Consider the following 13,058-nt stretch of genomic DNA (forward strand, 5'->3'; position numbering starts at 1 on the left):
GACGACGATCCGCGCGCGATCGGCGGCCCTGCGCCCGGCATGGTGGCTCGGAGCGCGCAGCGTCACGCACTATGCCGAGGAAGTGAAAGCCGCCGCGGCTCCGCGGGTTGGCGTTTTGCCCGGCATCGGGTAAATCGGCCGCTGCGGAACGGCTTTTGCAATGTCGATTCCTCTGCCTGGGCGGGCTTCATTTCGGGAACGCTTCTTTTATGATCGCACTGGTCCGTATCGCGCTGAGCCGGCCATATACTTTCGTCGTGCTCGCGATCCTGCTGTTGATTATCGGACCGCTGGCGGCGTTGCGCACGCCGACCGACATCTTCCCGGACATCCGCATCCCCGTGATCGGCGTGGTCTGGCAGTACACCGGCCTGCCGCCGGACCAGATGTCCGGCCGCATCACCACGCCGTTCCAGCGTGCGCTGACCACGACCGTCAACGACATCGAGCATATCGTCGCCAATTCCTATAATGGCGTCGGCATCATCAAGATCTTCTTCCAGCCCAACGTCGACATCCGCACCGCCAATGCGCAGGTCACCGCGATCTCGCAGACCCTGCTCAAGCAGATGCCGCCGGGCGCGACGCCGCCGCTGATCCTGAACTACAGCGCCTCGACGGTTCCGATCATCCAGGTCGCGCTGTCGGGCGAGGGACTGACCGAGCAGAACCTCGCCGATATCGGCATCAACCAGCTGCGCACGCCGCTGGTCACGGTGCCTGGCGCAGCGATCCCGTATCCGTTCGGCGGCAAGCAGCGTCAGGTCCAGATCGATCTCAATTCGACCGCGTTGCAGGCGCGCGGCCTGTCGGGCCAGGACGTCGCCAATGCGCTCGCCGCACAGAACCTGATTACGCCGGTCGGCACGCAGAAGATCGGCAATTTCGAATACACCATCAACCTCAACAACTCGCCGCTGCGGCTCGAGGAGCTCGGCGACCTGCCGATCAAGCAGGTCAACGGCGCGATGGTCTATGTGCGTGACGTCGCTTCGGTCCGCGACGGCAACCCGCCGCAGACCAACATCGTCCATGTCGACGGCAACCGCTCGGTCTTGATGATGGTGCTGAAAGCCGGCGCCACCTCGACGCTCGATATCATCTCCGGCATCAAGCAGAAGGTGATCGAGGTCAAGGACCAGATGCCGGACGCGCTGAAGATCGGCTTCATCGGCGACCAGTCGGTGTTCGTCCGCGGCGCGATCACCGGCGTCGCCTTCGAGGGCGTGATCGCCGCGCTGCTCACCAGCATCATGATCCTCTTGTTCCTCGGCAGCTGGCGCTCGACCGTCATCATCGCGGTGTCGATCCCGCTGTCGGTGCTGGGCGCGATCATCATGCTGTCCCTGATCGGCGAGACGCTGAACATCATGACGCTCGGCGGCCTCGCGCTCGCGGTCGGCATCCTCGTCGACGACGCCACGGTGACGATCGAGAATATCAATTATCACCTCGAGCAGGGCAAGCCGGTCGAGCAGTCGATCCTCGACGGCGCCAACCAGATCGTGACGCCGGCCTTCGTCTCGCTGCTCTGTATCTGCATCGTGTTCGTGCCGATGTTCTTCCTCACCGGCGTGGCGCGCTTCCTGTTCGTGCCGATGGCCGAAGCGGTGATGTTCGCGATGATCTGGTCGTTCATCCTGTCGCGCACCCTGGTGCCGACCATGGCAAACTATTTGCTGCAGGCGCATGTGCATCATGAGGGCGCGCCGCCGAAGTCGCGCAATCCCCTGGTCTGGTTCCAGCGCGGCTTCGAGGCGCGGTTCGAGCGCATCCGCGGCGGCTATCGTGGCCTGCTCGCGATGGCGCTCGGTCATCGCACGGTGTTCGTGAGCTGCTTCCTCGCGGTCGTCGCCGCGTCGTTCCTGCTGGTGCCGTTTCTGGGCCGTAACTTCTTCCCGTCGGTCGATGCCGGCAACATCCTGATGCATGTCCGCACCCAGGTCGGCACCCGCGTCGAGGAGACCGCCAACCAGCTCGCCGACATCCAGAAGGCGATCCGCAAGCTGGTGCCCGGCGAGATCGAAACCATGACCGACAACATCGGCATGCCGATCTCCGGTATCAACATGACCTACAACAACACCGGCGTGATCGGTCCGCAGGACGGCGACATCCAGATCCGCCTGAAGGAAGGCCACAAGCCGACCGAGCAGCATGTCCGCACGTTGCGTGAGCAATTGCCGCGGCTGTTCCCGGGCACCAGCTTCGCGTTCCTGCCGGCCGACATCGTCAGCCAGATCCTGAATTTCGGCGCGCCGGCGCCGATCGACCTGCAGATCCGCGGCGCCAATCTCGAGGCCAACTTCGCCTATGCCAACAAGCTGCTGGCCGGGATCAAGCGCATCCCCGGCATTGCCGATGCACGGATCCAGCAGTCGCCCAACAACCCGACCTTCAACATCGATGTCGACCGCACCCGCGCGCAATATGTCGGCCTGACCGAGCGCGACGTCACCAACTCGCTGGTGGTCAACCTCGCCGGCTCCTCGCAGGTGGCGCCGACCTATTATCTCAATCCCGATAACGGCGTGTCGTATTCGATCGTGATGCAGACGCCGCAGTATCAGATCGACTCGCTGAGCGCGCTGCAGACCCTGCCGATCACCGCGACCGGCAACACCCAGGCGCCGATCCTCGGCGGCATCGCCGACATTAAGCGTGCGACCTCGAGCGCGGTGGTGTCGCAATATGACATCCAGTCGCTGGTGCAGATCTACGCCACGACGCAAGGCCGCGATCTCGGCGGCGTCGCGACCGACGTGCGCAAGCTGATCGCCGACACCGCCAAGGAGGTGCCGAAGGGCTCGTCCGTGGTGCTGCTCGGCCAGGTGCAGACCATGAACTCGGCCTTCACCGGCCTCTTGTTCGGCCTGCTCGGCGCGGTCGTGCTGATCTACTTCCTGATCGTCGTGAACTTCCAGTCCTGGTCGGACCCGTTCGTGATCATCACGGCGCTGCCCGCCGCGCTCGCCGGCATCGTCTGGATGTTGTTCACGACGGAGACCACGCTGTCGGTTCCGGCGCTCACCGGCGCCATCATGTGCATGGGTGTGGCGACCGCCAACAGCGTGCTCGTGATCAGCTTCGCCCGTGAGCGCTATGAGGAACTCGGCGATCCCGTCGCGGCGGCCCTGGAAGCCGGCTTCGTCCGGTTCCGCCCGGTGCTGATGACCGCGCTCGCCATGATCATCGGCATGGCGCCGATGGCGCTGGGGCTCGGCGAGGGCGGCGAGCAGAACGCGCCCTTGGGCCGGGCCGTGATCGGCGGCCTGATCTTCGCCACCTTCGCGACCCTGATGTTTGTTCCCGTGGTATTCAGTATGGTACACAAGAAGCAAGGCGCCAAAGCCGCCGCCTCATCGGAGATTCCGCATGCCGCCCACTGAACAGCGCCACCCGGTTTCTCGCCGGAGATTGGGCATCTTCGGCGTGGTGGCCCTGGTCGGGGCGGGCCTGATCGTCGGCACCGGGATCCGCGCCCGTGAGGAACAGGACACACGGCTGAAGGAATGGACCGACGACCAGGCCATTCCGACCGTCGCGGTGGCGCTGCCCAATGCCAAGGCGCTGAGCCCCACGATCGACCTGCCGGGCCGGCTCGAGGCCTATTCCCGCGCGCCGATCTATGCCCGGGTGTCCGGCTACCTGAAGAACTGGGACGCCGACATCGGCGCCCGCGTCAAGGCCGGCCAGGTGATCGCCGAGATCGAGGCGCCCGACCTCGACCAGCAATTGCTGCAGGCGCGCGCCGATCTCGCCAGCGCCCAGGCCTCGGCCAAGCTTTCCGAAGCCACGCTGAACCGGCGCAAGACGCTGGTGGCCTCGAACTTCGTCTCAGCCCAGGAGATCGATGAGCGTACCGCAGACCTTTCCAACAAGAACGGTGCGGTCAAGGCCGGCCAGGCCAATGTCGAGCGGCTGGAAGCGCTCGCCGGATACAAGAAGATCACGGCGCCGTTCGACGGCGTGGTGACCTCGCGCGACACCGACGTCGGCGCGCTGATCAACGCCGGCGGCAACTCGGGCCCGGCGATGTTCACGATCTCGGACATCACCAAGCTGCGCGTCTATGTCAACGTGCCGCAGAACTACGTCCCGGCGATCAAGATCGGCGCCAAGGCCACGCTGGCACTGCCGGATTACCCGAACCGCACCTTCCAGGCGACGGTCGAAGCCTCCTCGCAGGCGGTCGATGTCGCCTCCGGCACGACGCGGATGCAACTCGGGCTCGACAATTCCTCCGGCGAATTGATGCCGGGCAGCTATGCCAGCGTGAAGCTCAATCTGCAGCGTGAATCCACGCCGCTCAGCATTCCCGCCAGCGCGCTGATCTTCAACAGCAACGGCCTGCGGGTCGCAACCGTCGGTCCTGACGACAAGGTGCTGTTCAAGACCGTGAAGATCGGCCGCGACCTCGGTAAGGAGATCGAGATCGCCACCGGCCTCGCACCCGACGACCGCATCATCACAGCCCCGCCGGACGGACTCGCCGACGGCGATCATGTCCGCGTCACCGGTGCCGGCGCCAAGGGCAAGCCGACCACGGCGTCCGAAAAGCAGGACGTGAAGGGGTAAATCCCTGCGGTCTTTCGTAGCCCGGAGGAAGTCAACGGGTCGCGCGAACGCGCGCCCGATGACAGGCTCCGCGCAATCCGGGGCAGGTCTATCCGCGGACAGAGCCACCCCGGATTGCGCTGCGCTCCATCCGGGCTACGCGCTAAGAGCGAGCTTTGAGACCTACCCGACCCGCCATTCCAGCATGCCATCGCCGGCGGTGACGATGTTGCCCGTGGTGCCGACCGGCGTGCGGTCCATGTCCTGCAGATAGGCCAGCGTCGCCGTGTCGCTTGCCGGGATGCGGCCGAGCGTGCGGCGGCCGTCCTCGGTGCGCAGCATGGTGACGCCGTGCTCGACCTCGCCATTGCCGCGATAGATCACGGTGAAAGCCTCGACCTTGCCTTTGCCCGCTGCCTCTGCGGTGAAGTCGGGCACGTTGCGCCTGTTGCGGTCGGCCTCCGCCTGAACGCTGGTGTCCTGCTTGAGCGCGACGTTCGGCGCCGCGCGCGACAGCACGAGGCCATGATGCTTGGTGACGAAGCCGCCCTGGCCGTAGAGCAGGCCGAGCGTGCCGCCGCTTCTCAATTTGCGCACCATCGCGCAGGCCGAGTGCGTCATGTAGGTGTTGAGCGGCGCGCCGAAGAACGTCAGACCACCCGTCACGGTCGGCTGCACGTCGGGCCCGAGGCCGAGCGTCCGGCGCGCCATCTTCGGCACGCAGGGGAAGCAGCTATAGAGCTCGATCGCGTCGAACTTCTTGCCGTCGCCGCCGACGAGATCCATCACCGCCTTCAGCACCGCGGTCTGCGCGTGGCTTTCGACGAACTGGTCGCGGATCAGGTAGTCGCGCGGCTCTTCCGCCGAGGCGCCGCCGAGCGGATAGATCAGCTTGTCCTCCGGCACGCCGGCCGCGCGCGCTTTTGCGAGGCTGGTCAGGATCAGCGCGCCGCCCATGTTCACCATCGGGTTCGCCACCATCAGCTTTGTATACGGCCAGGCAATCATCCGGTTGTCGGGCGTGGCCGTGGTGATCTCGTCGCCGGTGAACGTCTTCTTCAGCCACGAGTTCGGATTTTCGGCGGCGACGCGGGCGTAGGTCGACCACAGCTCGCCGGACTCCTTCAGCGCGTCGCGCGGCGTCTGGCCCCAATGCGCCGATGTTGCGGACTCATAGAGCGGATAGACCGTGATCGGCCTGAACACGCCGAGGCTCACGGCCATAGGCTTCTGGAACGCGGCGCCGCGCTTCGGCTCCTCGACGTCGTGCGCGAACGGCGTCCACGGCAACTCGACGCCGGCGCGCTGCGCCTTGGTCGCGGTCGACTGCGCCTCCGCGCCGCAGACCGCGGCAACGCTGCATTCGCCGCGCGCGATGCGTTGCGCGGCCTCATGCAGATAGCGGATCGGGCTCTCGCCGCCGACCGGACCGTAATAGAGATGCGCCGGCGCAATGCCGAGCCGCTGCGCCAGCTGCTTCTCGGGATCGCGATAGCGCCAGCTCAGGAAGTTGACGACGTCGAGCGACTGCACGTCGGACAGTAGCCTGGCGCCGCTGTCGGCTTCGGCGCGCTTCAGCGCCTCTTCCAGCAGCGTGAGCGGCTCGAGGCCGGCGGTGATGTCCTTCCGACGATCGACGATTTCGCCGACGCCGACGATGACGGGAATGCAGTCTTCGGGGATGCTGTTCGACATTCTTGTTGTTTCACTCTGCGGTCTTGGACTCGATGGTTGTTATTGGCGTCATTGCGAGGAGCAAAGCGACAAAGCAATCCATACTTCCGCTGGGGTGAGACGGATTGCTTCGCTTCGCTCGCAATGACGGGGAGGGATCGTCACTCCGCCACCAGCGCATTCATGTGCTCGACGGCCTCGACGAATTCTTCCTTGAACTCCTGCACCACGGCGCCGGCCGACTTGACGCTGTCGACCAGGCCGACGCCCTGGCCGACGAAATAACTGACGAGATCGCGGGCCTTCTCGTTACCGCCGGCCGCGGCGCGGTCGATGGCGTTGAAGGCGTCGCGGCTGATGATGCTTTGCAGCGGCATCGGCAGCGCGCCGGGGCTTTCCGGCGAGCGGTCCCAGGCGTCGGTCCATACCGAGCGGAGCTGCCGCGCCGGCTTGCCGGTGCGGCCCTTGGAGCGGATCGCGTCGCGCGAGGAGGCCGCGATCATCTTCTCGCGGAAGATCTCCGAGGTCTCCGATTCCACCGTGGCCAGCCACACCGAACCGGTCCAGGCGCCGGCCGCACCCATCGCCATGCAGGCCGCCATCTGGCTGCCGGTCATGATGCCGCCGGCGGCGAGCACCGGGACGTCGCGGATTCTTTTGACCGCCTTGATCACCTCCGGCACCAGCACCATGGTCGAGACCTCGCCGCAATGGCCGCCGGCCTCGGTGCCCTGCGCGACGAGGATATCGACGCCCGCTGCGACCTGGCGCAGCGCGTGCTCCTTGGAGCCGACCAATGCCGCCACCGGCACACCATGCTTGCGGCCCATCTCGATCATCGCCTTCGGCGGCACGCCGAGCGCATTCGCGATCAGCCGGATCGGATGCCGGAACGAGACCTCGAGCAGTTGCAGCGCGGTCTCGGCATCGAACGGCTGCGGCTGGTTGTCGGCGACGTTGCGGCTGGTCAGCTCGATGTCGTATTTCTTCAAGAGATTGCGGGTGAAGTCGCGATGCTCCTGCGAGACGCGCGCCTCGAGGCTCTTCCAGGTGACGTTCTTCTCGCCCGCGGTCGAGATGTTTTCCGGGATCAGCACGTCGATGCCATAGGGCTTGCCGTCGACATGCGCGTCGATCCACTTCAACTCCTGCTCCAGCGTCTCCGGCGAATGCGCGGTCGCGCCGAGCACGCCGAAGCCGCCGGCGCGGCTAACCGCCGCCACCACGTCGCGGCAATGGCTAAAGGCGAGCAGGGGGAAGTCTATCCCCAGCATGTCGCAGATCGGTGATTTCATGGACTGGTTCTCTCCCGGCGGCTGCTTCTTGTGCTTGTTGGCGTCAGCCCCTGCAACGCTAGCGCATCACGGTCGGCGAAGCCAAGCGGGTTTCGGCACCGGCGATCTTGCGTGCACGCGCGGCTTGGCTGCATCGCTCGCAGCGCATTCCGCAAGGTAGAAAATGCGATGGCGTGGGCTGGGCAAAGCCGAGCGAGCCCACCATCTAGTGCGGACATGGGGATGGGCACGGCGGCCGCCGCGCCACCTGGCAAGAACATGAATCGGGAGCCAACGACGTGAATGACATTCCTGCCTACGAGCCGCCCAAAGTCTGGACCTGGAACAAGGAGAGCGGCGGGCGCTTTGCCAGCATCAACCGGCCGGTCGCCGGTCCCACCCACGACAAGGAACTGCCGGTCGGCCGCCATCCGCTGCAACTCTACTCGCTGGCGACGCCGAACGGCGTGAAGGTCACCGTAATGCTGGAAGAGCTGCTGGCGGCGGGGCACACGGGCGCGGAATACGACGCCTGGTTGATCAAGATCGACGGCAATCAGTTCGGCAGCGGCTTCGTCGCGGTCAATCCGAACTCGAAGATCCCGGCGCTGATGGACCGCAGCGGAAAGGAGCCGATCAGGGTATTCGAGTCGGGCTCGATCCTGGTTTATCTGGCTGAAAAATTCGGCGCGTTCCTGCCGACCGACGTCAAGTCCCGTGCCGAAACCTTCTCCTGGCTGTTCTGGCAGATGGGCGCGGCGCCCTATCTCGGCGGCGGCTTCGGGCATTTCTACGCCTATGCGCCGACCAAGATCGAATACGCCATCGACCGCTTTGCGATGGAGGTGAAGCGCCAGCTCGACGTGCTCGACCGCCGGCTCGCCGACAACGAATATCTCGCGGGCGATGTCTACACCATCGCCGACATGGCGGTGTGGCCGTGGTACGGCAGCCTCGCCAAGGGCCTACTTTATGGCGGCGGCGAATTCCTCTCGGTGCAGGACTACAAGAACGTGCAGCGCTGGACCGACGCGATTGCAGCACGGCCGGCGGTGAAGCGCGGCCGCATGGTCAACCGCACCTGGGGCGAGCCGTCAAGCCAGCTCCATGAGCGCCACGACGCCAGCGATTTCGAAACGAAGACGCAGGACAAGATCGGCGAGCCGGTGGCGTCTTAGCATCGCCGACTACCGTCGGCCCGCCCGTGAAACTCGTCATGCCCGGCCTTGTGCCGGGCATCCACGTCTTGCCCACTGGGTCGAAGACGTCGATGGCCGGGACAAGCCCGGCCATGACGAGATGACACGCTTTGCTAACCTGCCCTACGCCTTAGCCCAGCAAATCGTCATACTCCGGATGCTTCTTCATGAAGCCCTGGATGAATTCGCATTTCACGACGAGCTTGATGCCCTGCGCACGCACGGCGTCGAGTGTCGCGCGGGCGAGCTTGGAGCCGATGCCGCGGCCGCCGAGCTCCGGCGGGACCTCGGTATGAACCAGCGTGATCGTGTCCGGCGTCTTGCGGTACGCCACGAAGGCGGTTGAGCCGTCGACGGCGAGCTCGAACCGGCTCTGCGCCGCGTTGTCGCTGAAGATTTCGCTCATTGTCTTGTCCTCATGATTTCTTCTGCGCGCCCTCGGCCGCGGGAAACACCACGCGGTCGTCGGTGCGGCAGTAGCGGTCGGCGAACATGCGGCCGATCGGGTGGTAGCGATCCATGTGGACGCGCATCGCCTCGCGGTCCCACAATTCGTCGCGGATGTGGAAGTGAATGCCTTCGCCCATGATCAGCTCGCGGTCGCCATTGACGTCGATCAGCTTCCAGGTCTTGCATTCCATCGCGAACGGTGCGTCGGCGAGCCGCGGCACCGCAATCTTGGTCGATGGCGCGAGCTTGAGGCCGAGATAGTCGGGCTCGCCGATCTCGGGCGGGAAGTCGCCCGAGGTCTCATGCATCGCGCGCGCCAGCGGCTCGTCGGTCAGGTTGACCACGAATTCGCCGAGACGCTGGATGTTGACCAGGGTGTCCTTCTCGCGGCCGTCGGGCCTGCGGTTGACCGCGAACATGCAGAGCGGCGGATCCTCGCAGAACACGTTGAAGAACGAGAACGGTGCGGCATTGACCACGCCGTCCGCGCTCGTGCTCGTCACCCAGGCGATGGGCCGCGGCAGCACGAAGGAGGTCAGCACCTTGTAGCGTTCGCGCTGGGTGAGGTCGCTTGGGGCGTATTCCATGGGATGTCCGAAAACGGAGGGCGGGTTAGGGGAGCGTAACCCGCCGCGACCGGACAGCAAAGTAAAAGGCGGGACACGCTCGCGCGAACCCGCCTTGCAGACTTGCTTGTTTATTCCTTGGAGCGCTCTTCCCTTACCTCGCCGCGCCTGCGGGGAGAGGTCGGATCGCATCGTTAGATGCGATTCGGGTGAAGGGTTCTCCGCGAGTTCAGCATTCACCGCCCCGTGCAGGGGAGCCCCTCATCCCGACCTTCTCCCCGCAAGAGCGGGGAGAAGGAGAAGAAGCGACTACGGCATGCTTAGCTCGTGGCGGCCGACCACCATCCAGTGCACCTCGTCCGGACCGTCGGCGAAGCGGAGATGGCGGACGTCCTGGTACATTTCGCCGAGCGGCGACCACTGCGAGATGCCGGTGGCGCCATGCATCTGGATCGCCTGGTCGATCACCTTGCAGGCGCGTTCGGGCACCATGGCCTTGACCATCGAGACCCAGACGCGAGCTTCCTTGTTGCCGAGCACGTCCATCGCCTTGGCCGCCTTCAGCACCATCAGCCGCATCGCCTCGATCTCGCAACGCGCCTGGGCGATGATCTGCATGTTGCCGCCGAGATGGGCGATCTTCTTGCCGAACGCTTCGCGGGTGAGGCCACGCTGCACCATCATGTCGAGCGCCTTCTCGGCCTTGCCGATGGTGCGCATGCAGTGATGGATGCGGCCCGGTCCGAGGCGGACCTGCGAGATCTCGAAGCCGCGGCCTTCGCCGAGCAGCATGTTCTCCTTCGGCACCTTGCAATTGTTGAAGCGCAGATGCATGTGGCCGCGCGGCGCATGGTCATGGCCGAACACGTGCATGGGCCCGAGGATCTCGACGCCGGGGGTGTCGATCGGTACCAGGATCTGCGATTGCTGCTTGCTCGGCGCTGCGTCGGGATTGGTCTTCACCATCACGATCATGATCTTGCAACGCGGATCGCCGGCGCCGGAAATGTAATACTTCTCGCCGTTGATCACCCACTCGTCGCCGACGAGCTTCGCGGTGGTCGAGATGTTCTTGGCGTCGGAGGAGGCGACGTTCGGCTCGGTCATCGCATAGGCCGAGCGGATCTCGCCGTTGAGCAGCGGCTTCAGCCACTTCTCCTTCTGCGCCTTGGTGCCGACGCGCTCCAGCACCTCCATGTTGCCGGTGTCGGGGGCCGAGCAGTTCATCGTCTCGGAGGCCAGCGGGCTCTTGCCGAGCTCGGCGGCGATATAGGCGTAGTCGAGGTTGTTGAGGCCTTCGCCGGTTTCGGCGTCGGGCAGGAAGAAGTTCCAGAGGCCGACTTCCTTGGCCTTGTCCTTGGCCTTCTGCAGGATCGCGAGCTGCTCGTCCGTGAAGCTCCAGCGGTTGGTCTTCTTCTCGCCGGCGCGATAGAACTCGACCGACATCGGGTCGACCGTGTCGCGGATGAACTGCTTCACATGGTCATAGAGCGGGCGGACCTTGTCCGACATGCGCAGGTCATTGAGCTCGTCGCCCGGATTGAGCGTGTAGTTCGTGGTGCGCGGCACATAGGCATGCTTCATTGTCTTTTCTCCCTCGCGAAGGCGCGTTTCGCGGCGGACAATAGACGCGTGCGACGCGAAGCGCGAGTACCGATTTTCCGATCACCTCTACCGCATCATGGAATTTCGCGACGGCGTTTCAAACGTTGTTTGAACGCCGCCGCGTACAGCGTGAAAAGATTCCGGCGGGCGCCGGTCAGCTCATCCGGTGCATCGCGCAGATCTTGTTGCCGTCGAGGTCGCGCAGATAGGCGAGATAGAGCTTCACGCCAGACCCTTCCCGTACGCCCGGCGGGTCCTCGCAAGGCTTGCCGCCATTGGCGATGCCGGCGGCGTGCCAGGCATGGACCTGCTCCGGCGAAGAGCAGGCAAAGCCGATCGTGCCGCCGTTGGCGTGCGTCGCCGGTTCGCCGTTGATCGGCTTGGACACCATGAAAATGCCGGCCTTGGTGAGGTACATGATGCGGTGACCGTCAACCCGGGCCGGCCGGACATCGAGCGTGCCGAGCAGCGCATCATAGAACGCCTTGGCCTTGTCCAGATCGTTGGTGCCAACCATCACGTGTGAAAACATCTGAAATATCCTCCCTGCTTGTGAGAAGCCGCCTCATTGCGTCCCTTGCGGCTCAAACGCTAGCAGCAGTTTTGCCACGACGGAAGCGACGCCGCGTCGCGCGGTTACACTCTCCACTCGTCGTTCCGGGCTCGCGCCAAGATGCGCGCCCCCAGGTGCGCTTTCCTGCGCCCTGTGTGAGAGGAGGGCAAGTAAACGCAAGACTCGGACTCAGCGGCGCCGCGAGGATACGGATGTATGATTCAGAACTGGCGCAAAAAACTCGATGTCGTCCCGGCGCAAGCTGGGACCCATAACCACCGACGTCATTTGTGGTGCGATGCTGGTACGACGAATCCCGTTCACAACACCCGCCGCGGCGTATGGGTCCCGGCCTTCGCCGGGACGACACCGGTGATGCGGAAACGGTTGGGCTAGAACGCCGTGTACCCGCCGTCGATCACAAAACAATCCGCCGTATGATAGGACGACGCCTTGCTCATGATGTAGACGGCGATGCCGCCGAAATCGCTCGGCTCGCCGAAGCGGCGCAGGGGGATGCGCGGCATCACATTGGCGACGAACTTGTCGTTGGCCATGATGCCGGCGGTCATGTCGCTCTTGATCCAGCCGGGCAGGATCGCGTTCGCGGTGACGCCGTGGCGCGCGAGCTCGACGCCGAGCGCGCGGCACAGCGCGTTCAGCGCCGCTTTGGTGCCGGCATAGTGCTCGTTGCGCGCGGTGCCGAACAGCGAGGCGAGGCTCGAGGTCGCGACCAGCCGGCCGAACTTGTCACCGGCCTCGGCGCGGTCGGTCATGTGGCGTGCCGCAGCCTGGAATACGTGAAACACGCCGTCGAGATTGGTCGCGAACATCTTGCGCCATTCCTCCTCGGTGCGGTCGATGAAGGCTCTACGTCCGCCGCCGCCGATGCCGGCGTTGGCGAAGCAGCCATCGACGCGGCCGAAGGTGTCCAGCGTTGCCTTCATCGCGGTCTTGACCGAGCCGGAATCGCTGACGTCGCAGAATTGCGTCGCGACCTTGCCGGGGCCGGCCTTCATCGAGGCCGCGGCGTTGGCGTTTTTTTCCGCGTTGCGGCCCCAGATCGAGACGTTGCAACCAGCGGCGTTCAGCGCCTGCGCGATGCCGAGGCCGATGCCGCCATTGCCGCCGGTGATGACAGCGACGCGGCCGGTGAGATCGAAGATGCCACTCATTGGGG

The 13,058-nt window shown here is 65.0% G+C and carries 10 protein-coding genes; 3 read left to right on the forward strand and 7 right to left on the reverse strand.

Annotated elements, in window-relative coordinates; translation table 11 throughout:
- Positions 1–209 precede the first annotated feature (209 nt).
- Both QA639_RS15135 and QA639_RS15140 read left to right on the forward strand, forming a co-directional pair.
- Positions 210–3,389 carry an efflux RND transporter permease subunit gene (locus tag QA639_RS15135; protein WP_028331779.1) on the forward strand — a complete coding sequence of 1,060 codons (3,180 nt, stop codon included), beginning with the start codon at positions 210–212 and terminating at the stop codon, positions 3,387–3,389.
- Positions 3,376–4,578: an efflux RND transporter periplasmic adaptor subunit gene (locus tag QA639_RS15140; RefSeq protein WP_028331778.1), complete on the forward strand. Its 1,203-nt coding sequence runs from the start codon at positions 3,376–3,378 to the stop codon at positions 4,576–4,578. The genes QA639_RS15135 and QA639_RS15140 overlap by 14 nt, the downstream gene beginning before the upstream one ends.
- Before the next feature lie 162 nt (positions 4,579–4,740).
- Here the strand turns inward: QA639_RS15140 and QA639_RS15145 are convergent, their stop codons facing one another.
- The gene (locus tag QA639_RS15145) at positions 4,741–6,252 is read right to left on the reverse strand and encodes an acetyl-CoA acetyltransferase (protein ID WP_283090149.1); all 1,512 of its coding nucleotides are present in this window, start codon (positions 6,250–6,252) and stop codon (positions 4,741–4,743) included.
- A 140-nt stretch (positions 6,253–6,392) separates the two neighbouring features.
- Positions 6,393–7,526 carry a nitronate monooxygenase gene (locus QA639_RS15150; protein ID WP_283090150.1) on the reverse strand — a complete coding sequence of 378 codons (1,134 nt, stop codon included), beginning with the start codon at positions 7,524–7,526 and terminating at the stop codon, positions 6,393–6,395.
- 278 nt (positions 7,527–7,804) lie between these two features.
- Here QA639_RS15150 and yghU point away from each other — a divergent pair, with 278 nt between their 5' ends.
- The gene (gene yghU / locus QA639_RS15155; RefSeq protein WP_283090151.1) at positions 7,805–8,683 is read left to right on the forward strand and encodes a glutathione-dependent disulfide-bond oxidoreductase; all 879 of its coding nucleotides are present in this window, start codon (positions 7,805–7,807) and stop codon (positions 8,681–8,683) included.
- A 151-nt stretch (positions 8,684–8,834) separates the two neighbouring features.
- Here yghU and QA639_RS15160 read toward each other — a convergent pair whose 3' ends face one another.
- The 5 genes from QA639_RS15160 to QA639_RS15180 form a co-directional block, all read right to left on the reverse strand.
- Positions 8,835–9,110 carry a GNAT family N-acetyltransferase gene (locus QA639_RS15160; RefSeq protein ID WP_157348302.1) on the reverse strand — a complete coding sequence of 92 codons (276 nt, stop codon included), beginning with the start codon at positions 9,108–9,110 and terminating at the stop codon, positions 8,835–8,837.
- 10 nt (positions 9,111–9,120) lie between these two features.
- On the reverse strand, positions 9,121–9,741 hold the full coding sequence (locus QA639_RS15165; protein WP_157348303.1) for a flavin reductase family protein: 621 nt from the start codon (positions 9,739–9,741) through the stop codon (positions 9,121–9,123).
- A 288-nt stretch (positions 9,742–10,029) separates the two neighbouring features.
- Positions 10,030–11,304, reverse strand: a complete 1,275-nt coding sequence (locus QA639_RS15170) for an acyl-CoA dehydrogenase family protein (protein ID WP_018270539.1) — start codon at positions 11,302–11,304, stop codon at positions 10,030–10,032.
- 175 nt (positions 11,305–11,479) lie between these two features.
- A complete protein-coding gene (locus QA639_RS15175) occupies positions 11,480–11,857 on the reverse strand; it encodes a VOC family protein (protein WP_028331771.1) in 378 nt (125 codons plus the stop codon).
- Between the two features lie 413 nt (positions 11,858–12,270).
- Complete coding sequence (locus tag QA639_RS15180) at positions 12,271–13,053, reverse strand: SDR family NAD(P)-dependent oxidoreductase (protein ID WP_038377103.1); 783 nt, start codon at positions 13,051–13,053, stop codon at positions 12,271–12,273.
- Positions 13,054–13,058: the final 5 nt, after the last annotated feature.

Origin of the sequence: Bradyrhizobium pachyrhizi, assembly GCF_029714545.1 — a bacterium.
GTDB classification, from domain to species: Bacteria; Pseudomonadota; Alphaproteobacteria; order Rhizobiales; family Xanthobacteraceae; genus Bradyrhizobium; species Bradyrhizobium pachyrhizi.

Excerpts from the sequence above, each read along its gene's own strand:
- QA639_RS15175 (WP_028331771.1), bottom strand. The coding sequence starts at position 11,857 with ATGTTTTCACACGTGATGGTTGGCACCAACGATCTGGACAAGGCCAAG.
- QA639_RS15135 (WP_028331779.1), top strand. The coding sequence starts at position 210 with ATGATCGCACTGGTCCGTATCGCGCTGAGCCGGCCATATACTTTCGTC.
- QA639_RS15160 (WP_157348302.1), bottom strand. The coding sequence starts at position 9,110 with ATGAGCGAAATCTTCAGCGACAACGCGGCGCAGAGCCGGTTCGAGCTC.
- QA639_RS15140 (WP_028331778.1), top strand. The coding sequence starts at position 3,376 with ATGCCGCCCACTGAACAGCGCCACCCGGTTTCTCGCCGGAGATTGGGC.
- QA639_RS15145 (WP_283090149.1), bottom strand. The coding sequence starts at position 6,252 with ATGTCGAACAGCATCCCCGAAGACTGCATTCCCGTCATCGTCGGCGTC.
- QA639_RS15165 (WP_157348303.1), bottom strand. The coding sequence starts at position 9,741 with ATGGAATACGCCCCAAGCGACCTCACCCAGCGCGAACGCTACAAGGTG.
- QA639_RS15170 (WP_018270539.1), bottom strand. The coding sequence starts at position 11,304 with ATGAAGCATGCCTATGTGCCGCGCACCACGAACTACACGCTCAATCCG.
- QA639_RS15150 (WP_283090150.1), bottom strand. The coding sequence starts at position 7,526 with ATGAAATCACCGATCTGCGACATGCTGGGGATAGACTTCCCCCTGCTC.
- QA639_RS15180 (WP_038377103.1), bottom strand. The coding sequence starts at position 13,053 with ATGAGTGGCATCTTCGATCTCACCGGCCGCGTCGCTGTCATCACCGGC.